This is a genomic window from Psychrobacter sp. H26, from assembly GCF_059073035.1.
This window is the reverse complement of sequence record NZ_JCACRW010000001.1, coordinates 2,256,325-2,279,790: the sequence shown is the minus strand read 5'-3', so window position 1 is coordinate 2,279,790 and position 23,466 is coordinate 2,256,325. Positions and strand designations below refer to the sequence as shown.

Below are 23,466 nucleotides of genomic sequence, written 5' to 3'. Positions count from 1 at the left end.
GCGGCTGCTTATGAGTTGTACAACAATAGTCTAAAAATGATAGTGCGAAGAGTAAATCCAGTCTATAACTAGAACTTGGCAACTTCTTCTGGTGTTAAGAAGCGGCTATCGCCTTTTTCTAAACCTTCTAAATTGATATGACCGATACTAGCACGGTGCAGCTCAGTGACTCTATTGCCAAAATAGCCCATCATGCGTTTGACCTGATGATACTTACCCTGCTCTAGTGTCAGGCGTGCATGAGTCTCATCAATGAATTCTAGAACAGCAGGCTTGGTTGGCTCAAAATCTCCCTCTAATAGAATCCCTTCGGCGACTTTTTTCACAGCTTTCTCTTGTGAATCGCTATCCATCGCATCTGCTAAGGTCAGCTCGTACACCTTGGCATGCTCGTGCTTGGGGCTAGTGACGCGGTGTAGCCAGCCACCATCATCACTCATGAGCAGTGCGCCGGTGGTATCGACGTCGAGACGTCCCGCAATACGCAAGCTACCCAACTCTGGTACCGCAATCAGCTCGGTGACGATTGGATACTCTTTGGCTTTTAATGTACATTCAAAGCCCTCAGGCTTATATAACAATATATAGCGATTGCCAGTAGCCACTGACAGTGGCTCGCCTGCCCACATCACATCGTCATTGACGATATCGACATGTAGACCAGGGTCTTTGACCACTTGATCGTTCACGGTGATTTCGCCGGCGTGCATGATTTTTTTTGATTCTTTGCGTGACAGCTCGGTGGCTTTACTAATAAATTTATCTAAACGCATACTATGACTACCATCGGTTTTATGATACCAGCCCTAAATCAGAAACTAACGATACCAGCTCTCAGCCGTGAGCGCCTCGTTATCTTCGATGGTTAGAAATGGTACTATAATGAAAAATTGAATGAACACTGCGCCCAATATAAAAGCCAGTGACAGTCAGACCAGTTTAACATATCCAACCTAAGCCTGATGAAATATGAGCTATCAAACGCTAAAACGTGCGGTTACCGCGCGCCTAGAAATCAAAAAGTCCGAGTTTATTGCTTATGCCTATCCTGTGACCGCCCGCGAGCAAGCTATGTTTCACGTGGAACAACTACGCGAGCAGTACCCTGATGCCCGTCATTTTTGCTGGGCATATATCGTTGGTGACCCTGACAACACCACCAGTGCAGGGTTCGATGATGATGGTGAACCAAGCGGTACGGCTGGCAGGCCGATATTAAATGTTCTGCAACACAAGTCCATCGGCAACGTGATTATCATCGTGGTGCGTTATTTTGGTGGTATCAAATTAGGTGCTGGCAGTCTTACTCGTGCTTATGCAGGCGCGGCCCAAGCAGCTGTTGACGAGATGATATTGAGCCCCTATGTACCGATGGCACAAGTGCAGGTGCTGGCGACGTTTGCGACTGAGGCACAATGCCGCTATATCATAGAGAGTCTTGGTGGGCGTGTTGATGATGTCGCATACAGCAAACAAGTCACTTTGAACGCAACACTTGCTGAAGCAGACATTGATAATTTAAAAGAGCGTTTGGCAATGGATGGTCGCGTGTTGAATCAGCCATAAGGTTAAAAATCTGACTAACTGCTCTCGTCTGCTCGTTTAGACAGCTTTATTGCTAGTCGCTTTTTTCAACTGCTGCTTTTGGTCTCTGTATTGCATAGCTACTTCTAAAAAAATGCTTTGGAACAACTACTTTCAGTAGCTGTTTTTCAGTAAGCATGCGTTCACTGAAAATCATTGGTTTTCGTAGGTACTAGCGTTATGATAAAAACACTACTTTTTAACCCTCTTTAAATAAGAACCTTATATGTCCACCTCGACCACAACTTTTTCTCCAGCTCCCTTTAAGCCGCCGTTTTGGCTGACCAACCCTCATTTGCAGAGCATCTTGCCCAAGTTTTTTGCGCCCAAAGCACCAACGTATCGCCGTGTGGTGATGCAAGATTCCTTGAGTGAAACCGATATTGCTTACGACTTTTATGATGCGCATCCTATAAATCCATCGACTGATGGAGCACTTGAGCAAACGCCGTTGATTGTCCTATTCCACGGCATGGAGGGTAGCAGTGACAGTCACTATGCTCGTGCATTGGCTTACCAGATGCACGCGCAAGGCTGGCATTTTGTAGTGGTGCACTTTCGTAGTTGTGGCGGTATTCCAGCTAATGGACGAGTTTTTTATAATGCCGGTGATACCAATGAGGTGCATCACGCACTACAGAACTTACGTGCGCAGTATGCCAATATCTATGCGGCTGGCGTGTCACTTGGTGGTAATGCACTAGCGAAATATATGGGCGAGTATGGTGACGAAGCCATTTGCAAAGGCGCGGCGGTCATCTCTGCTCCCGTCGATATGTCATCAGCTGCCATTACTATGCATAGTTTTTTGAGTCATCGTATCTATACGCCTTATCTGCTCAATCCAATTATTAAAAAAGCGTTGGCGAACGACATCACCAAAGAAGAAATTGATGCTATCAAAGCCGTCAATCGTATCAGCGACTTCGATGATATCTTTACTGCGCCCCGTCATGGCTACCGCTCTAACAATCACTATTATCACTCTTCTTCTGCCCTACCTTACTTGATCAGCGTCACCAAGCCTCTACTATTAATTAGTGCAAAAGACGATCCTTTCATTGGCTTTACCGCAACGCCAAACGATGTCTCTGATAGCGTCACTATCTTGGATACGGAACACGGTGGACATATCGGTTATCTGCGCTATCGCTCAGACAGTGCTCAGACCAAAAGCAAACCGTCTGTCACCAATGATAAAAAATCTAAGACTTCAAAATTCGATATTAACTGGATACCTGAAACGGTTAGTGCTTATTTTAATTGGATTGGTTTGGCTTCTATTAGCGGGCCTTCTCAAGATGTGGTCTCTGACAACAAATAATCAATGACAAAATAATAACGCCAACGTTTACAAACTTTTGAGAGTGCTCTATGTATCCATTTATCCGCTATGCCGCCACCATCGCTCATGCCGCCCTAAAAGCAAAACGAGGTGATACGTTGACGTTCAAAGACACCAGTGAGATTCAGTTTCGCTGCCGTTTGTCTGATATCGATAACTTTTTGGAGATGAATAACGGTCGCGTATTTACGCTGTATGATTTGGGGCGTATGGACTTTGCGGTACGGACAGGTCTTGGCAACCAGCTACTAAAACAGCGTTGGGGTTTGGTCATCGCTGGCAGTACTATCCAATACCGTAAGCGTATTCGCGCCTTTGACAAAGTCACGCTAAAGACCAAAATCGTCGGTATCGATGCGCGCTGGCTCTATATCGAGCAATCGATGTGGGTCAAGGGCAAGCCTTGCTCGTCTGGATTACTGCGTACGGGTGTGACCAAAGGCGGACGGGTAATCGACACGGCACAGGTACTGGCAGCATTAGGACAGTCTGATTGGGATCTCCCGCCAACGGGTTACGTGGCTGAATGGATCAAGAGTGATGCTGATCGTCCATGGCCGCCAACGGAATAATGTGCCTGTCGCTTAGCTAAAAACGGCGCTGCTGAACATTGATTAAAAGCACGTCAAAGCCATGAAAAAGCACACTACAGGCAAGTTAAAGTCATGTCACAAACAAGTCACCTTATAGCTACTATTCCATAACAACTCATTATATAAATATATATAATAAATGTTAGAATAATAGTGAGTATTATATTTGACTCACCTAAAAATAGTCCTATAAGGAGAACAATATGGCTAACATGACGGATTTTGTCGGTACGTTATTTGATAATAGCGAGACAAACCCAAGCAAGATCACCCTAGCCTTTACTATGGCTGGCGTAGCACTCAAAAAAGGTCATTCTGCTACTGTCATACTCATGGTGGATGCGGTACATCTGGCAAAACCAAACGCACTAAACGGTGTCGATATTGGCGATCCGTTTGAGCCCGCTGGCGAGTTACTAGAGACCTTCATCGAAAAAGGCGGACAAGTACTAGTCTGCGGCGCTTGTATGAAACATGGCGGTGTCGAAGAATCAGACATCGACAAACGCTTTGAAGTCATTAGCGGTGATGATGTGGTTGAGCTGCTGATGAATGCGAAAGGGTCGTTGCAGTTGAGCTAAAAGTAAAAAAACAGTTAATAAAGCTACAGAAGTGGGTCAGTTTCTTAATCATCGTTTTGATGGTTTGGGGACTGACCTTTTTTTGTTTCGCTGAACACTTTAAGAACTTAAATACATGAACTTTAGTATGCTAATATCTCATTAATATATTATAAGTAATGAGTAAATATAAAAATGAATAGTAAATCAGCTAATGTTTTTTTCAGTTTTCTTTTACCTACTATGCTTTTGACAGGGTGTTCTGAAACAACTATCAGCCAAGCAAAAATAAAAGAGGCTATTCCTGAGGGAAAGGATGAACCCTTTTATTTCACGCTTAACAACTCGCAAGCAGACAGTTTCAATCTAGCTGATAATGTTAGACAGATAGGTCAAGACATAAATGGGGTTAATATTTTTTGTGAGGATGACTTTACTACTCTACCTAATTGGACAATGCACACAGGTAAACCCAGTCTATTTGCCAATGTTAATTTCAACATAGCAGTGATGTCTTTTAATGAAAAAGACTCGTTGCAGAGAGTTTTATTCGTCAAGAATGTAAAGACTGAAGAAAAACAGAATGAAACTTATAACAGATTAAAGAGCTACTTAGATAACAATTACACTGTTAGCAAACTGCCTCCTTTTTTCTCTACAAATATGACAAATGAGGTAATAAGAAATTCTGATAATGAGAGTTTTTATACAGGTTATGTTTATCAAGATGCAGAAAACTATAGAGTAAGCGACGGTTATATCACTCTCAAAAAACGCTTGGTAGGACTTGTTGAAGCTCCTGACTCTATTCGTCCCAGTAATAATGGTATTTACGAAGAGTACGCTAACATTGGGAGTGACATACCTAAGTGGAAGGACAATCCAGATGGTTTAGAAATTACTGTCGATTATTTCTCAAACTTCTATTCAGATATGTATGATAAAAAATGTAGCTGATTCACTTAGCGACATTTTCATAGTCAACTATCTTAACTATAAAACTGTAGTCCAAACCCCCCCCCTCCTATTTCCTAACTAAATAAACACTATCTCATATACTCTGTACTCAGCTCTGTTAAAGTAAGTCATGCAAACACCTTAATAAAAGGCTACCCGTCATGACCTTACTTGATACTCTAAACTTAACCTACCCGATCATCCAAGCACCGATGGCAGGCGCAACCACACCTGAACTGGCAGCGACGGTAAGTAACTTTGGTGGGTTGGGCTCATTGGGATCTGGCATGACCGCACCAGATGTTTTGGATAGCCAAATCAATACGATTAAGACCCTGACCGACCGTCCTTTTATGATTAATCTGATGGTGCTCTCCGAGTATGATTCGAACATTTTTGATACCGCTATACCTGCTTGGCTAAGTGAGTACTATCAAGAGAATGGCATAGTCGCCGAATTACCTGAACGCCCCGCTCAGAATTTCGCAGATCAGCTACAAGTGCTCTATGACAACCCTGTGCCTGTCGCCAGTTTTACCTTTGGTATTATCAGCGCAGAGCAGGTTCAGCATCTACAAAGTCTCGGCACACGCGTCGTCGGTACGGCAAATCATCCATTAGAAGCCAAAGCATGGAGCGAGATTGGTGCTGATGCGGTCTGCGTGCAAGGCGTGGAAGCTGGCGGTCATCGCGGTGGCTGGTTGCCACAAAGCGAAACCGATCCTTTGGGATTGCTGACACTGATTAGCCAAACGCGCGCATGCATAGAGATTCCGTTGATTGCAGCAGGCGGCATCATGACAGCACAAGATATCAAGGCAGTACAAGCCGCTGGTGCTGAGCTTGCGCAACTGGGAACAGCGTTTTTGACCACAGATCAATGCGGTATTAACGACACCTATAAACAAGCCTTACTCGATGCCAGCCACAGCAGACGTAGCTCAGAAACACGCTTAACTCGTTTGTTTTCAGGTAAGCTCGCTCGTGGTTTATTGAACGATTATCTACGTGATTTTGCTCAGTTTGAGAACACGGATGTGCTACCACCCTACCCGCAACTCAATGCTATGACTAAGTCTATGCGCGCGCATGCTGCTCATAATCTTGATGCAGAACATCTATCATTATGGGCAGGACAAGGGGTGGCTTTAGTCAAACAAGAAAGCACGCTTGATCTGCTTGGGCGGTTGGTAAAACAGCTATAGATTTACTCACTTTTAAGCCCCTCCCGAAACCCTTTATAATCCTCAGCAGTCTCTGTTACCGCCTCGACCATCGGCACATGACCGACCTTAGGCATCATAATAGTTTGTGCCTGCGGGATGATTTCTTTGATCAATCCTGTGGTTTCAAGCTTGATGACTCGGTCTTCTTCGCCCCAAACGACTAGCGTTGGAATGTTATAGTTTGCGACGACTGCGGCGCGTGCCTCAACATTGTCTACCACGATTTGCTCAAGAATTTTGGCATGTAGCGCTTTATTTTCAATACGCTCTTGGGCAAAGACTGCTTGCACCGTTTTAGGTAGATAAGGCGGTTTGTACATGACAAACTCATACAGCTTGTAGAAGTCTTCTGTTTTATTGATCAATAGTGGGTTGTTCTCAAGCGTGGCATTTTCCAGTGATTTTGGGACACCTACTGACCAAAATCCTGCACTGTCGATGAGCCAAAGACTTTTGATATCGGTTGGATACTTTGCTGCATACGCCACGCTGATAGCACCGCCCATAGAGTTACCACCTAGATGAAGGTTGGCAGCGGTGCCCTTCGCTTGCATCAACTCATGTAAGCGCTGCGCTTGTGCATCTGCGCGATAGTCTGCGCTATCGGGCTTGCTTGAGTCACCAAATCCTAGTAGGTCTGGGATAATGAGGTGATAGTCTCCAAGCTCGCTTGCAACACGCGTAAAGCTGTCTTTATTACTACCAAAGCCATGAATCAATAATAAAGGCTCAGCAGTGGTATTGTTGTTTTCGGCATACGTCAGCTGCTCACCTGACGCCAGCGTAAACACCTTAGTGGTCAGATCAGACTTATTGCGCTCGTGCTGGATGATTTTTTGGGTTGTGGCAACGGTGAAACTATTAGGCGTTGTACAACTGGCAACGGACAAAGCCAAGAAAAGAGGAAAACATATACGCATCAATGACATCAAAACATCCTTATTAGTTATCGGTAAATGAGTCGCACAACACCTATTTATGCCACCCTTTTGTGCTCTAGCCTTTTCCACTGCCTTTATTTATTTAACAAAAACTCTACCGCAGCCGCAGCATGAATAGCAGTAGTATCAAATACAGGAACTGAGCTATCGGTTTCTTTGATAAGTAGACCAATCTCAGTACAGCCTAATATCACACCCTCTGCTCCTTGCGCTGCCAAGTCCTTAATCACTTGACGATAGTACGCTTTTGAGCTGTCTTTAAACTCACCAACGCACAGCTCTCTTTTGATAATACGGTGTACCTCTACTCTTGCATCCTGCTCTGGTATCAGCACTTGCAAGCCTGCATCGATCAGGCGCTGCTTATAAAAGTCCTGAGTCATTGTAAACTGCGTACCGAGTAGTGCTACTGTGGTCAGGTTTTGCTTTTTGATAGCCTCGATAGTCGCATCAGCGATATGAATCAACGGCAGCGCTGTGACAGCTGCTACGTTATCAAACAATTTATGCATCGTGTTGGAGGTGATCATGATGCCTTGCACGCCCGCTGCTTGCAAACGCTGAGCACTACTAGCCATTATCGCGCCCAGCTCGTCCCATTGACCTTGCTCTTGTAACTCATTGATCGCGGCAAAATCCACGCTATGGATCATCAAGTCTGCTGAATGTAGTCCGCCAAGCTGATGTTTGATACCTTCATTAATCAGGCGATAGTAGCTCTCGGTGCTCTCCCAGCTCATACCGCCGATGATGCCCAATGTTCGTTGTTCAAAGTCACGCTGTTGTTAATCTGCCATGTCACTCTCCTAGGTATTTTATCGTCTGGCTCATCGCCAATTATCGTAGCAACGTTGGCTATTTATAGTATGCGCGTGTGTATAAATGCTATTTTGCTCAAAACAAAACCCTTGTAATCAATATACAACGATTACTACCATTAATAATAACGATTTTACCTACTCATTTTTGAGGCGTATCATGTGCGCTCGTAGCCAGCTATCCTGTCGGCTACGTTTGTTAATTACCATAGATGTATGCCATACGCCAGCATCATAGGCTGAGCGTCGCTATTTGCTATCATCCTGTAGGACACCGAACACTATGACAAACTTCCCCACTATCAGAATACGCATCCGTCGCAAACTCTATCGTCTTATTTTTACAGGTCTCATGGCGATGATGATGTCGCTTATTATCTCGTCAGCGCTATTATTGGTAAAAGTAGGCTACGTTGATGGCTTTTTTGCAGAGTTGATGCACTCTTGGGGATTAGCCTTTATCTTTGCATGGCCGAGCGCGTATATCTGTGCCTATATGATACAAGAGCATGTCCTCAGTCGTATTGAGTTTTATTAGAGCACTTAGGTAGCAGACAAAAATATTACCGATGTAAGCCAAACTTTCTATAATAAAATCCATTTAGCACGAATGTATCCACTGTCTAGACGACCAGTCTATTTTTAAGTATAGTATCCTTTTTCAAGTATATTATCTTTGTGAATCGATAGCCTATATTTATCATTATCGTGGTATTGTTTTCACTCGAACAAAAAAATATTGGTGGATAACCTTGATAACATCATGTTTTAGCTGGTTATTCAGACTCTTAATATACTTATAAATAAAACCACAAATAAGCAAAGGAAATCATCATGCGTAGTGCTATTCATAACAGTTTTGGTAAACCCTCTGACGTCTTAAGCGTGGGCGATAGTCCCATGCCGCAGCCTGCTGCCAACGAAGTCCGCATCAAAACCATTCTCTCCCCTATTCACAACCATGACCTGCTAACCGTCAGCGGTCAATACGGCTATAAGCCTGAGATGCCAGCCATCGGTGGTAGTGAAGCGCTAGGTATCATCGATGCTGTCGGCGACGACGTCACAGATCTCAGTGTCGGTCAGCGAGTCGCTTGCGCCAGTGTGCATGAGACATGGGCCGAGTATTTTGTCGCCCCTGCCGATATGGTATTTGTCATTCCTGACAGTATCAAAGACGAGCTAGCAGCCCAGCTGATTGCTATGCCATTGTCTGCCTTGATGCTATTAGAGTTCTTAGAAGTCGATAGCGGTCAGTGGATTATTCATAACGCTGCAAATGGCGCAGTCGGTAAGACACTAGCCATGCTCGCTGCCGCGCGCGGCGTGAATACCATCAATCTAGTACGTAGTAAAGACTCGCTTGAAGAGCTGACTGCACTTGATATCAAAAACAACGTCGTCACCGCTGACGATGATTGGAAAGACCAAGTCCGCGCCATCATCGGTGATGACAAGATTACCGCAGCCGTTGACTCTGTCGGCGGTGAGTCAAGCAATGAGTTGCTATCACTACTGGGCAGCAAAGGCACGCTGGTCTCATTTGGTATTATGTCAGGCAAGCCAATGGCACTAGACGCTGGTAGCCTCATCTTTAAACAAGCGGTGGTAAAAGGGTTCTGGGGCAGCAAAACCAGTCAAGAAATGGATCTCGATAACAAACAACGTCTGATCGATGAGCTACTAGAGCGCGCTTCGAACGGCGATCTAAAACTCCCTATCGAAGCCATCTATAGCCTGGATGACATCACAACTGCCGTCTCTGGAAAAGTACAATCAAACAAAAAAGGCAAGGTCATCCTAAAGCCGTAAGCAATATACTACCCTTACAATGACTGTCCTCTAGAGAAGTAACATGACATCCAAAAGAGCCCGCTCGTATTACTCGTCAGATAATACCGTGGGCTCTTTTGCTTTGGCCAGACGTCTCTAACCATAGTGCGACGCTAGTATAGTCGCTACATCATCAATAAGTACCCATAATAAAACCGAATAAGGATATAACTATGTCAAACAACACAACATTCAAAGCACTCGTCGTCGAAGAAACCGAGGACGGTGAATTCAAAAAAAGTATCCAAGAACGTAGTGTCAGCGACCTGCCAGAGAACGACCTACTCATCGAAGTACACTACTCGTCATTGAACTTCAAAGATGCAATGTCAGCGTCAGGCAACAAGCGAATCACCAGAGAATATCCACATACCCCTGGTATCGACGCAGCGGGCGTGGTCGTCAGTGATAAGTCAGGCACGTTTAGCGTAGGGCAAAAGGTATTGGTATTCGGCTATGATCTCGGTATGGATACCGATGGCGGTCTGGGTCAAATGATCTCTATACCAGCAGAGTGGGCGCTAGCATGCCCAGAGACGCTGACACTAAAAGAAGCGATGACCTATGGTACGGGCGGACTGACCGCAGCACTAAGTGTCCAAAAACTAGAGAAAATGGGTGCAAAACCAAGTGATGGTCCAGTTGCCGTAACTGGGGCAACGGGTGGCGTCGGTACGATCAGTATCGCTATCTTAAAGCAGCTCGGCTACGAAGTTATCGCATTCTCAGGTAAGCCAGAGCAAAGCGATCATTTAAAAGCAGTGGGCGCAAGCGAAGTCCGTCATCGCGATACCATCAATGAAATCGGCAAAAAACCTGTCGGCCGTGAGCTGTGGGCAAACGCTATCGATACCCTCGGCGGTGAGTATCTATCTAACTTGCTCAAGCAAACCAAAGCGGGCGGTGCAGTGACCAATTGTGGTCTAGCAGGTGGTGCTGAGTTCTCCATGACGGTCATGCCGTTTATCACTAGAGCAGTATCATTACTGGGTATCGACTCGGTTTATATTCCATTGGCTGACAAAGAAGCTATTTGGAAACGTGTCGCCACTGATATGAAACTGCCCAATCTTGAGAGCTATGGCGAAGAGATTACGCTAGAGCAAACGCCAGAGTATTTAGATCGCTTTATGTCGAGCAAAGTAGTTGGGCGTTATGTGGTGAATGTGAAGGGTTAGGTTTTCTTCAAGACAGATATTATAAACAGTGGCGGTGTTCTTTATCTAAAAGAGCATCGCTTTTTTTTGCATATAAACAATGAAAAATTTATCTATGTTGAAACTTAGAATAAAAATCCGAAAAACATGAATTGACTTGAACGAACTTAAGTTTAGTATATTAACTTTATGGAATGTTAATAATAAGGAAGCTAAATTGTTTGAAATAGGAAAAATTTATAATAGGCGTGCTGATATACACGGTAGGTATAAAGGCCAACAATATGGTGGTATAGCTACTCCTGCCGCTCATCCATATATATTTATATTTACAGGTGATTCTGGTAGCGAGTATGGATATATTGACGATTTCGATCCTAACGGTACCTTTAAATACACAGGAGAAGGACAAGAGGGTGACATGAAAATGTCTAAAGGCAATTTAGCTATTCGCGATCATCAAAAAAACAATAAAGAAATCCTACTCTTTGAATCTACATCACGAGGTTATGTACGGCTTCTAGGAACGTGCAATTATGTTTTTCATCATATTGAAGAGCGGCCAGATAGAAATGGTAATCTTCGCGAGGCTATCGTTTTCCATCTAGATATAGTCAACAATCGAAATATTGATGCAGCTCACACTCTAACTTCCAAATTAGTTGAATCACCTAAAGCGATGTACATTACTAAGCCTAGCAAAGGCCAGTCATTACAAAAATTACGAGAGATTGCTTTAAGTTCAACGCCAACCCAAGGAAGTACACAAGAAAAAATTCAGTCTATCCAAAACCGTAGTAGAGCAATTAAACTTTATGCTAAGAAAAGAGCTAATGGCATATGCGAAGGGTGTAACAAAATAGCTCCATTTGAAACTAAGTCTGGACCTTACCTTGAAGTCCATCACTTAACTAGGTTGGCAGACGGTGGGGCAGACTTACCTCAAAACGTTATCGCGTTGTGCCCTATATGTCATCGAAAAGCTCACTACTCTCTAGATCATTTAGAATTTAACAGTAAATTAATGGATACAGTTATTGCTATCGAAGCTAGTCTAAACCAATAAGGTACTTGTAACAACCAAAAAAACACCCAACAAAGTTGAGTGTTTTTTTATTGACGACAAGCTGTATATCAATTCAAAAAATTTGAGTTGAAAAGCTATTAGATAAGTTTACGTAATCTAAGATGGTAACAAGGCAACCGAGCGCAGATAGTACGTATTTGTACATCTAGCGAGGTTAACACCGTTGCCGTTTAGAATACGTAAACGAATTATTCCCACTCAATCGTTGCAGGTGGCTTGCTCGACACATCATAAGTCACGCGTGATACGTCAGCGATTTCATTCATGATGCGGTTCGATACCGTCTCGATCAAATCATATGGCAGATGTGCAAAGCGAGCGGTCATAAAGTCTACCGTCTCAACCGCACGTAGCGCGATGACCCACGCATAGCGGCGGCCATCACCGACCACGCCGACAGATTTGATAGGTTGGAATACGGCAAATGCCTGTGCCGTTTTATCATACCAGCCTGAACGCTCAAGCTCTTGCATAAAGATGGCATCAGCCAAACGCAGCACGTCGGCGTATTCTTTCTTAACTTCACCAAGGATACGTACACCCAAACCTGGACCTGGGAACGGATGACGATAGATCATTTTGGCTGGTAACCCTAGCGTAATACCAAGCTTACGCACTTCGTCTTTGAACAAATCACGTAACGGCTCAATCAGTTTGAATGCCAAGTCATCTGGCAAACCGCCAACGTTATGATGGCTCTTAATCACGTGGGCTTTGCCTTGATGCGACTTAGCAGATTCGATCACGTCTGGGTAAATCGTACCCTGTGCCAAGAATTCAACGACTTTTCCATCGCTCTGCTCACTCACTTGACGCGCGCTATCAGCGAATACGTCGATAAACGTCTTGCCGATGATTTTACGTTTTTTCTCTGGATCAGACTCGCCTGCTAGCGCATCTAAGAACAAATCTTCAGCATCGACGCGGATGACTTTTACACCCATGTTTTCTGCAAAGATTTGCATGACTTGGTCGCCTTCGTGTAGACGCAAGAGACCGTTATCAACGAACACACAAGTCAGTTGATCGCCGATTGCTTTATGCAATAGCGCGGCTACGACTGAACTATCAACACCGCCCGATAGACCTAGCAATACTTGCTTGTCACCGATTTGCTCTTTTAACTGTGCGATACGCATATCAGCGATGTTGTCTGGCGTCCACTCACCTGCACACTCGCAGATCTGATGGACGAAACGACCAAGCAACTCTTGACCTTGTAGGGTATGTGTGACTTCTGGGTGGAACTGTAGGCCATAGTATTGCTTGTCATCATTGGCCATAATCGCAATCGGACAGCTTGGCGTGCTGGCGATGATGTCGAAGCCTTCAGGCGCTTCGATGACTTTGTCACCATGACTCATCCAAACGTTTAGCTTGGCAGCCGCGCCGTCAGTCTTGCTGTCTTCGATACCGTCAGTGAGCTGCGAGTGACCAGTGACATCAATGGTCGCGGCACCAAACTCATGAATATCACTGGCATGAACCTGCCCGCCGAAACGGTCTGCCATCGCCTGCATGCCGTAGCAGATACCTAATACGGGCACGCCTAGCTCAAACACTGCATCGTTGATACGTGGGCTGTTTTCAGCATGAACGCTCTCAGGACCACCCGATAAGATGACGCCTTTTGCACCAAAATCGATGATGCGCTGAGTATCGATGTCATAAGGGAACATCTCACAAAACACCCCAGAATCGCGCACACGGCGGGCGATTAACTGACTGTATTGCGAGCCAAAATCGAGAATTAAGATGCGATCTTCTTTGATTGTAGGAGTGGCAGCGGCAGTGGTCATAAATCGATGTCCATCAATAGATAAATTGGTGCCCTATTTTAACAAGTTTACGCCTCATAAGGGTTACTTCCTCCGCAATATTTCACTATTCAATCATTTTCTTTAGAAAAAACATTCAATCCTGTCATTTAAACGACCTTGTCCTCTGGCATCCTATTATTTTTCAATCGTATTGTTGTATGTTTAAGACTTTCCTAACTTTTCACTTGCTACAGCATCATATCTATATAACGATTCTTGTGTTTTTATAGCGGCTCTTTATTCAGTATGTTTTAGCTATAAATCTTCTCAAGAGTACAACGACTACACCCACTTAACACCTATCCTTAAATGACGATAAAGCACTGCTATCCAATAAAAAATATATTCAAACAATAGCGAAATATTAGTCGATTTTTGTTGCTAGGACGTGTACATTGTTAAGAGGTTCTTACTATCACAGAGACAATAAACCATTAAATCATTTAGATAACCGCCCTATATATCCAGGGTTTGATACACCTTTACCCACACCTGCCGTACCAACTAAAAAGCTCGTAGGAGCTTTTATCAAAGGAATAAGATTATGGAAAAGGACTTCTCAAAGCGCTCAGCACTTAAGCTTAGCTCACTCACTTTAGCAGTTGCTGCAGCAACATTGACTTCGGTTTCTGCTTTTGCTGATACCACTCCAGACTGTAATGCAGGCACTGACGCCACCGCTCTAGAGTGCGGTGTCAATGCGGCTGCAACAGGTGTAGATGCGCTTGCTGTCGGTACAGACTCTACGGCAACTGGTAACTCAACTACAGCCGTTGGCGGTGAGTCAGCGGCAAATGGTGCAGGTGCAACGGCTATCGGCTGGCAAGCAGTTACTGCAGGCAATCGATCAACCGCACTGGGTCATCAGACCTCTGCAATCGGTGTTCAGTCAGTTGCTGTCGGTGAGGATGCCACGGCGACAGGTAACGGTGCTATCGCGATTGGTGGTAATAATGATGTCAATAATGACGGGAACTTAGACGAAGATGGTGTTGGCTCAAATGCCAATGGTAATGACGCTGTAGCAATCGGTGCTGGTGCTAGCGCGCAAGGCAACTCTACGACAGCGGTTGGTGGTGAGTCAGTAGCAACTGGTCCTGGTGCCACTGCTATCGGTTGGCAGTCGGGTGCAAATGCAGAGCGTGCGCAAGCATTCGGTCACTTGGCTCAAGCAAATGGTGTACGCTCTACTGCAGTTGGTGAAGCAGCTTTTGCTGGCGGGACCAATGATACCGTGGCTGTTGGTAACTTGACGCAGGCCAATGGTAATTCGACGACGGTATTAGGCGGCGAAGCCTTTACTGGAACAGTGGCTGATGGTACAGACTTAAATGCAGGTGCTCTAACTTCTACAGGCGAGACAGCAGGTGCGACTGCCCTCGGTTGGCGTGCAACGGCTACGGCAGAGAGAGCGACCGCAGTCGGTCATTTAGCCAGTGCTACTGGTGTTCGTTCTACCGCAGTCGGTGAAGACGCTTTTGCTGGCGGGACTAACGATACCGTGGCTATCGGTAACAAGACTCAAGCCAATGGTAATTCGACGACGGTATTGGGCGGCGAAGCCTTTACCGGAACAGTGGCGGATGGTACAGACTTAAACGCAGGCTCTCTAACTTCTACGGGTGAGACTGCAGGTGCGACCGCTGTCGGTTGGCGTGCAACGGCTACCGCAGAGAGGGCGCAGGCTTTTGGTCATCTAGCCAGTGCTTCTGGCGTACGCTCACTTGCTGTAGGCGAAGATGCTAGTGCTGAATCAGACAATGCAATTGCTATTGGTAATAACTCAGTCGCTTCAGGTCTCGATGGTGTAGCGGTCGGTGGTGATAGAAGTGGCGAGCGTCAAACGACCGCTTCTGGTACCTCTTCTACTGCTATCGGCGCACAAGCCCAAGCAACGCAAGCGGGTGCGACCGCAATCGGCTGGCAGTCAACCGCTAGTGGCGTTCGTGCACAGGCATTCGGTCATCTAGCATCTGCAACTGGCGAACGCTCTACTGCTGTGGGTGAAGCTGCGCAAGCACAAGGTTCAGGTTCAGTAGCACTGGGTAATCAGTCATCTGCTAGTGGCTCAAACGGTATCGCTATCGGTAACGGTGCTGCAGCGGCAAACGACAATCAAATCGTCTTAGGTAGCACAAACCAACTGCAAGAGAGCACTCTATCACAATCTGGCGTAACCAATATTGTGACAGCGGATGCAAGTGGTACGCTAGGTACTCTTAATATGGAATCCCTAGCAACATCAAGACAATTCAACGATTTGCGTAGTCAATACAACCGTCAAGAAGACCGCTTAGATGAAGCGGAAGATGGTATTGCGATGGCTCTATCGATGGAAACCCCAGTGATTCCTTCAGGTAAGCGTTACGCCATGACTATCGGTACGGGTTATTACAATAGTAGCGCAGCCATCAGCGCCTCATTCGCTGGTCGAGTCAGTGATAGTATCACTATCTCAACTGGTGCAGGTTTCGGTACTGACACTGGTAAAGTAGGCGCACGCGGCGGGGTAACCTTTGCTTGGTAAGTGTTGCTTAGTGATTTTCGTTTGATAATTTTGGCTTAGCAACTGGCTCGTCTATTAATTGATATATGGGCTAGTCAATACACGGATATTTACCTCGTCTGCATGCGTATTTGAACATAGCGAGGTAGATATCTTTTAGCGTTAGAGGTTTACTCAATATAGATAAAAATTCGTTTCACAGAGACGTGTTTACGGTTCCATCAAAACAACTAGGAAGTCTTTAACTATTTTAACAGAGGAAAAAATTATGAAAATTGCAGTCTCGTCATACTCAGCACGAAAGATCAGCACTCTTGCCCTAACAGTTGCAGCAGCGTCTTTAAGCACTACCGCTGTGATGGCAGCTGAATGTCAGATCAATGATGCCAATACCCAAACCATTATGGGTGCTACTAGCAACGTCAAGTCTGCCATTGCCTGTGGTAGCGCAGCAACTGCTGGCGGTACTAACGATACTGTCGCTATCGGTAGCAAAGCCAATGCTGGTATGAACTCTGCCACAGCGGTCGGTGGTCAAGCCAATGCAGCAGGTCTAGGATCTACCTCTATCGGTTGGCAGTCAAAAGCCACTGCTGAGCGAGCGCAAGCATTTGGTCATCTCGCCAATGCTAGCGGTGTACGAGCAACGGCAGTCGGTGAAGCAGCGATGGCTGGTGGAACTAACGATACTGTCGCAGTCGGCAACAAAGCCAATGCTGGCATGAACTCTGCCACAGCGGTCGGCGGCGAAGCCAATGCAGCGGGCCTAGGGTCTACCTCTATCGGTTGGCAGTCAAAAGCCACGGCTGAGCGTGCACAAGCATTTGGTCATCTAGCCAATGCTAGCGGTGTACGCGCAACAGCGGTCGGCGAAGCCGCGATGGCTGGTGGAACTAACGATACTGTCGCGGTCGGTAACAAAGCCAATGCTGGCATGAACTCTGCCACAGCGGTTGGCGGCGAAGCCAATGCAGCAGGTCTAGGCTCCACCTCTATCGGCTGGAAATCAAAAGCCACGGGCGAGCGCGCGCAAGCGTTTGGTCACCTAGCCAATGCTAGTGGCATACGTGCAACGGCAGTTGGTGAAGCCGCTGCGGCACAGGGTGAAGCATCTATTGCTATCGGTAATATCTCAGTTGCTAGCGGTTTGAACAGCATCGCTATCGGTAACGGCGTTAAAGCAACCAATAAACATCAAGTCGTCTTGGGTAATGCAGGACAAGTTAAATCAAGTACCGCCTCACAGACAGGTCAAGTCAGTATCGTAACGATTGATGAGAACGGCACGTTAGGTACCATGCTTGTTGATTATTATAAATCAGCTCAATAATACGAGAAAATTACAACTCACTCTATCAACAATAAAAAACCCCGCTATTGCGGGGTTTTTTATATCTCACTGTGACGAAACCTGTGAGCAAGTCATTTGATAATAGCCCCTGTATATAGCTTTTATATACAGGAACTATATAGTGCTAAAAGCGTGATGGATGCGGTTTAATCCCTCTACCAACACCGCTTGAGGACAAGCCACGTTAAGGCGCATTTTTGAGTGCCCTTCTTCACCATATTTAATTCCAGCGTTGAGCTCCACTTTTGCCGCACGCAGAGCATTATAAAGTTGTTGATCGTCTTGACTATAGGCTGCGCAATCTAGCCAGATTAAATAGGACGCTTCTGGACGCATGACCTTGATCTTAGGCAAGTGCTCAGCGAAATACTGCATGGTTAAATTAATGTTACCCTCAATATAATCCAGCGCCTGCGACAACCAGTCCCTGCCCTCGCTATACGCACTACGCATCGCTGTGTATGCAAATAAATTCAGTTCATACTCGTCGTTTAGCTGCTGCTGTTGATTGATTTTTTGGATTAATGCTGCATCCTTAGCAAAAATCATTGAGCCTTTGATACCCGCGATATTAAAGGTTTTGGTCATAGAAGTTAGGCTCACCACCTTATGCTCATATCCTGCCGCTAGTGTTAAAAACGGCGTAAAAGTATGTCCATTCAGGGTCAAATCTTGGTGAATCTCATCACTGACAATCGCCACGTCATGCTTTTTGCAAGTAGCAAGCAGTGCGTTCAATTCATCAGCTGTCCACACACGCCCGCCCGGATTGTGTGGATTGCAAAGTAAATATAGCTTCACATTATGCTCGATAATCTTGGCTTCGATATCGACCAAATTCAAACGATATTTGCTCTCGCTCTCTTGTAACGAGGAAGTAATGAGCGTGCGCCCATTTTGCTCAACCTTACTCATAAATGGCGTATAGATCGGAGCGTTGACCAGTACCGCATCCCCTACATCGGTGAAGACATTCATCATTAGCGCTAGGCTTGGCACGACACCCGGTGAGAACAATATATTTTCTTGATTAAGCGCCAAATCATAGCGACTGCCGTGCCAATTAATAATTGCGTCATATAGTGCTTTGGTGGGTTTGGTGTAACCCAATATGCCATGCTGCACGGCTTGCTCGATCGCGTTTAAGATAGGCGGGGCAGCTTTGAAATCCATATCTGCCACCCATAGCGGAATCGTGTCATCGCTATAATGCCATTTGAGCGACCCTGTATCCCGTCTGTCGACGACTTCATCAAAGTTATATGACACCTGCACGCTCCTAAATCTAAAGATAATGGCCTAGAGTACAACAGGAATCGCATCATCACCAATTGCTTTGTGAGAATTAGACAAACGCGCGATGACATTAACAAAATCATGCCTACTTTGTACTTTTTGCAACCTAATACTATTAGATAATGACTGTGTGAACTCAAAATAAAAATCATGGAGATCGATGATGACGACAGAACAAAAGCCATCTACAGACACGCAAACATATGTCTTAACCAAATCCGATATCGATAACACTGCCGAGACCAAGCATATCCATCAGTTCAACGAGCACGCTATTCGCCATACGGTGTCGCTCAGTGATATTGTCGGTCTGACCAAGTTTGGCTTGCATCTGGTGCGAGTAGAGGCAGGCGATGAGACGACGACACATCACTATCATGAGGAGTCAGATGAGTTCATATATGTGCTGTCAGGCGAGCTGTCACTACGCTATGGTGATGAGCAGTATCAGCTAAAGGCTGGCGACTTTGCGGCGTTCCCTGCACATGGTGCGGCGCACTCGATGCGCAATGATAGTGATGCCGATGCCACTTATTTGATGGGCGGCAGCCGACCACCGATTGACATCACCCTATATCCCGATATTAATCGTAAGATGTATAAGATACATGGTAAAAAAGAGTATGTGGATTTGGAAGATTTGGGTGAGATATAAAATATGTAATGGCAGAAAGTAGCCAATCCTGCCATCCACTATTATCTGCTTATCTAGGCGTGGCGAGGCTACGGTTTGGGTCATTCCTGTTTGGTCACGATACTGCCCCAAAACCTAGCCTTCGCAACACGCCTATTCAAGCAGGATAGCCGCTACTGTCAGGGCTAAAACGCTTCTCGAAATGACTATTATATGATTGCAAACTATTCATTATTATTTTGCTCAGAAGACAGCTCTTTAATAGCATTAATCAGCTTAGTTTCATTCTCAGCAATAGCGTTTTTAAACACTTGATAGCTTGTGACTTTTTGCGGAATAGAGAGCTTAAATTTGTGGATACTGCCACCAAAACCATTAAGCAATCCCATATTTAGCGCCAAGTTATCCTCTTCTGTAGGGGCAATATAACCTCCAATATCTGCTTTATACAAAAACAAGTATGACAGGACTTGATTAAGGTCATCTCTATCGATTTTATTATCTTTCATGCGCTTATATTTAGCGTCTAAAATAATACGATTGTCTTTCACAAAGTCAGGATAACGACGGACGTTATTACCTGAAAATTTTTGAGCATAGACCTTGATACCACCTTGTCGGTTATTATTAGTGGGATGGTCATATCCGATAGGACGTAGTAGTGTGTTGAGGTACTCCTCCCATAACCACGCTCCATCAAACAAAATGCCGTGAGCTTTATCATCATCGTTAGCGTATTTCAAACCTTCATAACGTAAAATTTGCAGACAGATTTTTTGCAGGCCACTGTATTCCGTAAAGTAAGGATGTACAAAAGGCTTACGGTTAGTATTGATAATAGTATGCCGGTCACGTACATGATATGACGGAGTATGTTGGACAATCAGATTGACGAAATCAAGTGTTTCGCTGTCGCTATGCAACACATCTCTCAGATTGGGTTTTTGTTTGATAAACTCTATGGCGTGACGAATGAGCTGGGAAATTGGATTATCAAAACTATGCTCACGCACACTGTAGGCAACATTGCCTCGAAACGGCAGATTCTGTCGTAAATGGGCTTTGACATCGATAGCCCCTTTGAGACTACTGTCGTTATAGCTTTGCTTTTGATACTCTTTATACAGGCCTTGTGAGAGCGCTTTTTTAAGAAAATGAGGAAATAAATATACTAAAAAATCAAATAGGTTGGTTTGATTTCTACTGTGCTTTAAATCAAACAGGTTAATACACAATACTTTTTGCAGCATATAATGTAGAAAATAATCTTCTTCAATAACCTCTTCTTGATTGGCTTGGTCATCACTATCTACAACAGATGCCCGAGCAAAACGGGACTGGATTTTCAACTGTGTACCTTTTACACCAATAAAGCCCATGACATTGCCTGTCTCTAAAACGGTCTGAGACTCACTAACATTTAATTCAAAGATTGGCTTACTGGCAACATCATCTTCGTTATCTTCAAAACGTGTAGGGAAAATCAATAAATTGGGGTGTGCGGTCACTAGCTCGCCAATATTTTTACTAGCGAGTAGTGATAAATCATCTATAATTTTATTAAGGTTTGGCTCATTAGAGCCTAAAATTAATGAGGTATTATCCGTCGTTACGATCATCATCAAACCCTAACTGTAGATTATAGGCATCTTTTAATCCTTGAATCTGTTGCTCAGCATTAGGATAACCACGCAGATATTCAAAAAGTAGCGACTCTAAATGATATGTCCATAACTTATCAAAATCGCCATCATAGTTGGCAAGCTTTAGGAAGTAAGATGGGCCAACGTGATAAGCCGAATTCAATCCTTGCACAGATTCGATAGCCTTGTTTAAATCCATTAGGCGTTGTTCTGCTTCCTCTGCCCAATCATCAATTTGACCTTCCCACATAGATAGTCGATCTGCTGATTTAATTTCTTTCCATGCAAAACGACGGCGCATAGCAAAATCAAAAGACTCAACACTGCGGTCGATATCATTCATAGTGCCGATGATATAGACGTTATCTGGTATATAAAAACCTTCTTTAAATACATCTTCGTCCGTTTGCAAATTGGCATATTGAGTAGTGGCTCTACCACTCTCCCCTCGATAGCCAGGGTCAATAGAGAAGAAAAGCTCACCTAATACTTTAGAGATTTCAGCACGATTAATCTCATCCAAGATAATAATGAATTTTTTATTCTGATTATCTGTATTGGTAAGGGTTAAGTCATAGTTTTTTTTGATGTATTCGCATACTGGAATCAGATAAGGCTTCCAGTTGAGCGCTTTGCCTGTTTCAAAGTAATTTTGTATCAACGATTTAGTTAATGTGATTTGTCTCTGTGTTTCACTTGATAAAACAGCTGTGATATTTTCACGCGTGTTCACGATAATTGTGAATGGACTTCCATGGCTAGGCGTCACTAAGTCTATAGCGCTTTCGGATATATCATCTATAAATCTTTGATAAACTTCTTCAAAATTACTTAACTGTTGATTATTTTGATATTTTAGGGCTTCTTTACAGAACTTTTTAAAGCTCCCATCTCGTAGCTCAAAACCAACTTCTCCATTTTCATTTTGAATAGGACGTAAGCCTTCTACAAAGTCAGTATAGTCATAAGAGGGATGAAACTGAATGAGTTCATATTTTGCACCCCATTCCTCAGCCAACGTTTTAGCTAAATAGGTTTTACCTGTTCCAGGTGCACCTGTAAGTATGAGATTTTTATTAGCAAGTAATAACTCGCTAATTTCTTTAAGTAGTGGGTGAGTGATTAACTGCTGTATTTTTTGAGTAGCTATTTTCCCGTTCAAATTTAGCTTATTGGCAAACTCAAAAATGTTTTTATATGCGTTAAATAAATCTCCCTTCAAGTCATTTATGATGCAGTAATAGTCAATTAAAGACAATTGCTGTGCATCGTCTAATTCTATAATTCGACCGAATAAGTAGTGCTCATCCTCAACAGGATTTCGGAAGTCAACATCGCTTGTACTCAATGCAAAATCTCTATCGGTAAGCTTCGTTATTTCGTTACTGTTTTTCAAAGCTATAAAAGCATCCATATAAGGTTTGATATATTCTATCGGTGTCTTTTCATCTTTAAATCTAACGTACAGCGTATTAAACCCCAGTCCATAACCAATCTTATTATTTGATAAGTAAATATGATACTGAACTTCGGTGCCTGCTCCTTCATTGATCGCCCATTGTCTATCTTCACTATCATATTTAAACAATAATTGTGAGTTAGTGATCTTTTGATTACCTACCAGCTCTTTTCTCGCTATGAGAAAGTCTTTTTTAAAACTACCAACGTCTTTGTTTATAAGACTGACTAAATGACCAATGCTGTCTATTTTGATAGCATTGGCATTGATATAGTCGAGTTCCATCATTGCTTCAACTAACTCATTTCGTAGTTTCCATTCAAACAAGTTACCCGCTACCTTCTCACCGAGCATTGTAACTAGCCAGTAGGTCTTATCACCCTCCTCAGTAGTTATTTCAAACCTATTTAAATGCTCTTGAACAGCCCTGCTAAACCCAGTGATAAACCCACTGATTGAGAAAGGAGAGGTATTATGTTTCTCAGCTAAATATTTACAGGTTGCCTTGTGCTCAGGTTCTAAAAAGAAGATGCTCAGCACATATTTATAGTTATTGGTCATAAAATTATCGTTAGATAATATCTCTAACCATTCATACTTAGTGACTTGCGAATTAGAATTATAATCATCACTTCTAACGACAACCTGCTCCATAT

General features: G+C 44.1%; 20 protein-coding genes. 13 read left to right on the top strand and 7 right to left on the bottom strand.

The genetic code is table 11. The annotated features are described in order from the left end of the window. Positions 1-68: 68 nt before the first annotated feature. On the bottom strand, positions 69-773 hold the full coding sequence (locus AC5JPT_RS09450) for a pseudouridine synthase (protein WP_319050787.1): 705 nt from the start codon (positions 771-773) through the stop codon (positions 69-71). 196 nt (positions 774-969) lie between these two features. Here AC5JPT_RS09450 and AC5JPT_RS09445 point away from each other — a divergent pair, with 196 nt between their 5' ends. From AC5JPT_RS09445 to AC5JPT_RS09420, 6 genes are all read left to right on the top strand, one after another. Continuing rightward, positions 970-1,566, top strand: a complete 597-nt coding sequence (locus AC5JPT_RS09445; protein ID WP_493857902.1) for an IMPACT family protein — start codon at positions 970-972, stop codon at positions 1,564-1,566. Between the two features lie 244 nt (positions 1,567-1,810). Continuing rightward, positions 1,811-2,908, top strand: a complete 1,098-nt coding sequence (locus AC5JPT_RS09440) for a YheT family hydrolase (RefSeq protein WP_493857901.1) — start codon at positions 1,811-1,813, stop codon at positions 2,906-2,908. Between the two features lie 50 nt (positions 2,909-2,958). Beyond that, positions 2,959-3,501, top strand: a complete 543-nt coding sequence (locus AC5JPT_RS09435) for an acyl-CoA thioesterase (protein ID WP_493857900.1) — start codon at positions 2,959-2,961, stop codon at positions 3,499-3,501. A 224-nt stretch (positions 3,502-3,725) separates the two neighbouring features. Further along, a complete protein-coding gene (locus AC5JPT_RS09430; RefSeq protein ID WP_493857899.1) occupies positions 3,726-4,103 on the top strand; it encodes a DsrE family protein in 378 nt (125 codons plus the stop codon). Between the two features lie 174 nt (positions 4,104-4,277). Further along, positions 4,278-5,039 (top strand): hypothetical protein, encoded by a 762-nt coding sequence (locus AC5JPT_RS09425; protein ID WP_493853859.1) that lies wholly within the window; start codon positions 4,278-4,280, stop codon positions 5,037-5,039. Positions 5,040-5,200: 161 nt separating this feature from the next. Continuing rightward, positions 5,201-6,244 carry an NAD(P)H-dependent flavin oxidoreductase gene (locus tag AC5JPT_RS09420; protein WP_493857898.1) on the top strand — a complete coding sequence of 348 codons (1,044 nt, stop codon included), beginning with the start codon at positions 5,201-5,203 and terminating at the stop codon, positions 6,242-6,244. Between the two features lie 2 nt (positions 6,245-6,246). Here AC5JPT_RS09420 and AC5JPT_RS09415 read toward each other — a convergent pair whose 3' ends face one another. Next, positions 6,247-7,194 carry an alpha/beta fold hydrolase gene (locus tag AC5JPT_RS09415; protein WP_493857897.1) on the bottom strand — a complete coding sequence of 316 codons (948 nt, stop codon included), beginning with the start codon at positions 7,192-7,194 and terminating at the stop codon, positions 6,247-6,249. An 86-nt stretch (positions 7,195-7,280) separates the two neighbouring features. Then, positions 7,281-7,964 carry an aspartate/glutamate racemase family protein gene (locus AC5JPT_RS09410; protein ID WP_493857896.1) on the bottom strand — a complete coding sequence of 228 codons (684 nt, stop codon included), beginning with the start codon at positions 7,962-7,964 and terminating at the stop codon, positions 7,281-7,283. Between the two features lie 343 nt (positions 7,965-8,307). Here AC5JPT_RS09410 and AC5JPT_RS09405 point away from each other — a divergent pair, with 343 nt between their 5' ends. The 4 genes from AC5JPT_RS09405 to AC5JPT_RS09390 all read left to right on the top strand — a co-directional run bounded on the left by AC5JPT_RS09405 (position 8,308) and on the right by AC5JPT_RS09390 (position 12,080). Continuing rightward, entirely contained in the window at positions 8,308-8,562 is a 255-nt protein-coding gene (locus AC5JPT_RS09405; protein ID WP_319050797.1) for a DUF2798 domain-containing protein, read from the top strand. Positions 8,563-8,858: 296 nt separating this feature from the next. Next, on the top strand, positions 8,859-9,836 hold the full coding sequence (locus tag AC5JPT_RS09400) for a zinc-binding dehydrogenase (RefSeq protein ID WP_493857895.1): 978 nt from the start codon (positions 8,859-8,861) through the stop codon (positions 9,834-9,836). A gap of 194 nt (positions 9,837-10,030) precedes the next feature. Then, positions 10,031-11,035, top strand: a complete 1,005-nt coding sequence (locus AC5JPT_RS09395) for an oxidoreductase (RefSeq protein WP_493857894.1) — start codon at positions 10,031-10,033, stop codon at positions 11,033-11,035. Between the two features lie 136 nt (positions 11,036-11,171). Further along, positions 11,172-12,080, top strand: a complete 909-nt coding sequence (locus AC5JPT_RS09390; protein WP_493857893.1) for an SRA domain-containing endonuclease — start codon at positions 11,172-11,174, stop codon at positions 12,078-12,080. 209 nt (positions 12,081-12,289) lie between these two features. On the opposite strand, the gene guaA is transcribed toward AC5JPT_RS09390, so the two are convergent. After that, complete coding sequence (gene guaA / locus AC5JPT_RS09385) at positions 12,290-13,900, bottom strand: glutamine-hydrolyzing GMP synthase (RefSeq protein ID WP_493857892.1); 1,611 nt, start codon at positions 13,898-13,900, stop codon at positions 12,290-12,292. A gap of 565 nt (positions 13,901-14,465) precedes the next feature. On the opposite strand from guaA, the gene AC5JPT_RS09380 reads away from it, so the two are divergent. Both AC5JPT_RS09380 and AC5JPT_RS09375 read left to right on the top strand, forming a co-directional pair. Next, positions 14,466-16,448, top strand: a complete 1,983-nt coding sequence (locus AC5JPT_RS09380) for a YadA-like family protein (protein ID WP_493857891.1) — start codon at positions 14,466-14,468, stop codon at positions 16,446-16,448. 247 nt (positions 16,449-16,695) lie between these two features. Continuing rightward, positions 16,696-17,757: a hypothetical protein gene (locus AC5JPT_RS09375; protein WP_493857890.1), complete on the top strand. Its 1,062-nt coding sequence runs from the start codon at positions 16,696-16,698 to the stop codon at positions 17,755-17,757. 135 nt (positions 17,758-17,892) lie between these two features. Here the strand turns inward: AC5JPT_RS09375 and AC5JPT_RS09370 are convergent, their stop codons facing one another. Then, entirely contained in the window at positions 17,893-19,047 is a 1,155-nt protein-coding gene (locus AC5JPT_RS09370; protein WP_493857889.1) for a MalY/PatB family protein, read from the bottom strand. A 187-nt stretch (positions 19,048-19,234) separates the two neighbouring features. Here AC5JPT_RS09370 and AC5JPT_RS09365 point away from each other — a divergent pair, with 187 nt between their 5' ends. Then, positions 19,235-19,729 carry a cupin domain-containing protein gene (locus AC5JPT_RS09365; protein WP_493857888.1) on the top strand — a complete coding sequence of 165 codons (495 nt, stop codon included), beginning with the start codon at positions 19,235-19,237 and terminating at the stop codon, positions 19,727-19,729. Positions 19,730-19,932: 203 nt separating this feature from the next. Here AC5JPT_RS09365 and AC5JPT_RS09360 read toward each other — a convergent pair whose 3' ends face one another. Both AC5JPT_RS09360 and AC5JPT_RS09355 read right to left on the bottom strand, forming a co-directional pair. Further along, positions 19,933-21,330 carry an McrC family protein gene (locus AC5JPT_RS09360; protein ID WP_493857887.1) on the bottom strand — a complete coding sequence of 466 codons (1,398 nt, stop codon included), beginning with the start codon at positions 21,328-21,330 and terminating at the stop codon, positions 19,933-19,935. Then, on the bottom strand, positions 21,308-23,464 hold the full coding sequence (locus AC5JPT_RS09355; protein WP_493857886.1) for an McrB family protein: 2,157 nt from the start codon (positions 23,462-23,464) through the stop codon (positions 21,308-21,310). The genes AC5JPT_RS09360 and AC5JPT_RS09355 overlap by 23 nt, the downstream gene beginning before the upstream one ends. Positions 23,465-23,466 lie beyond the last annotated feature (2 nt).

What these genes read in the sequence shown, in the direction of transcription:
- AC5JPT_RS09430 (WP_493857899.1), top strand. Translation starts at nt 3,726, where the DNA reads ATGGCTAACATGACGGATTTTGTCGGTACGTTATTTGATAATAGCGAG.
- AC5JPT_RS09420 (WP_493857898.1), top strand. Translation starts at nt 5,201, where the DNA reads ATGACCTTACTTGATACTCTAAACTTAACCTACCCGATCATCCAAGCA.
- AC5JPT_RS09405 (WP_319050797.1), top strand. Translation starts at nt 8,308, where the DNA reads ATGACAAACTTCCCCACTATCAGAATACGCATCCGTCGCAAACTCTAT.
- AC5JPT_RS09425 (WP_493853859.1), top strand. Translation starts at nt 4,278, where the DNA reads ATGAATAGTAAATCAGCTAATGTTTTTTTCAGTTTTCTTTTACCTACT.
- guaA (WP_493857892.1), bottom strand. Translation starts at nt 13,900, where the DNA reads ATGACCACTGCCGCTGCCACTCCTACAATCAAAGAAGATCGCATCTTA.
- AC5JPT_RS09365 (WP_493857888.1), top strand. Translation starts at nt 19,235, where the DNA reads ATGATGACGACAGAACAAAAGCCATCTACAGACACGCAAACATATGTC.
- AC5JPT_RS09380 (WP_493857891.1), top strand. Translation starts at nt 14,466, where the DNA reads ATGGAAAAGGACTTCTCAAAGCGCTCAGCACTTAAGCTTAGCTCACTC.
- AC5JPT_RS09440 (WP_493857901.1), top strand. Translation starts at nt 1,811, where the DNA reads ATGTCCACCTCGACCACAACTTTTTCTCCAGCTCCCTTTAAGCCGCCG.
- AC5JPT_RS09395 (WP_493857894.1), top strand. Translation starts at nt 10,031, where the DNA reads ATGTCAAACAACACAACATTCAAAGCACTCGTCGTCGAAGAAACCGAG.
- AC5JPT_RS09360 (WP_493857887.1), bottom strand. Translation starts at nt 21,330, where the DNA reads ATGATGATCGTAACGACGGATAATACCTCATTAATTTTAGGCTCTAAT.
- AC5JPT_RS09355 (WP_493857886.1), bottom strand. Translation starts at nt 23,464, where the DNA reads ATGGAGCAGGTTGTCGTTAGAAGTGATGATTATAATTCTAATTCGCAA.
- AC5JPT_RS09435 (WP_493857900.1), top strand. Translation starts at nt 2,959, where the DNA reads ATGTATCCATTTATCCGCTATGCCGCCACCATCGCTCATGCCGCCCTA.
- AC5JPT_RS09400 (WP_493857895.1), top strand. Translation starts at nt 8,859, where the DNA reads ATGCGTAGTGCTATTCATAACAGTTTTGGTAAACCCTCTGACGTCTTA.
- AC5JPT_RS09445 (WP_493857902.1), top strand. Translation starts at nt 970, where the DNA reads ATGAGCTATCAAACGCTAAAACGTGCGGTTACCGCGCGCCTAGAAATC.
- AC5JPT_RS09450 (WP_319050787.1), bottom strand. Translation starts at nt 773, where the DNA reads ATGCGTTTAGATAAATTTATTAGTAAAGCCACCGAGCTGTCACGCAAA.
- AC5JPT_RS09415 (WP_493857897.1), bottom strand. Translation starts at nt 7,194, where the DNA reads ATGTCATTGATGCGTATATGTTTTCCTCTTTTCTTGGCTTTGTCCGTT.
- AC5JPT_RS09375 (WP_493857890.1), top strand. Translation starts at nt 16,696, where the DNA reads ATGAAAATTGCAGTCTCGTCATACTCAGCACGAAAGATCAGCACTCTT.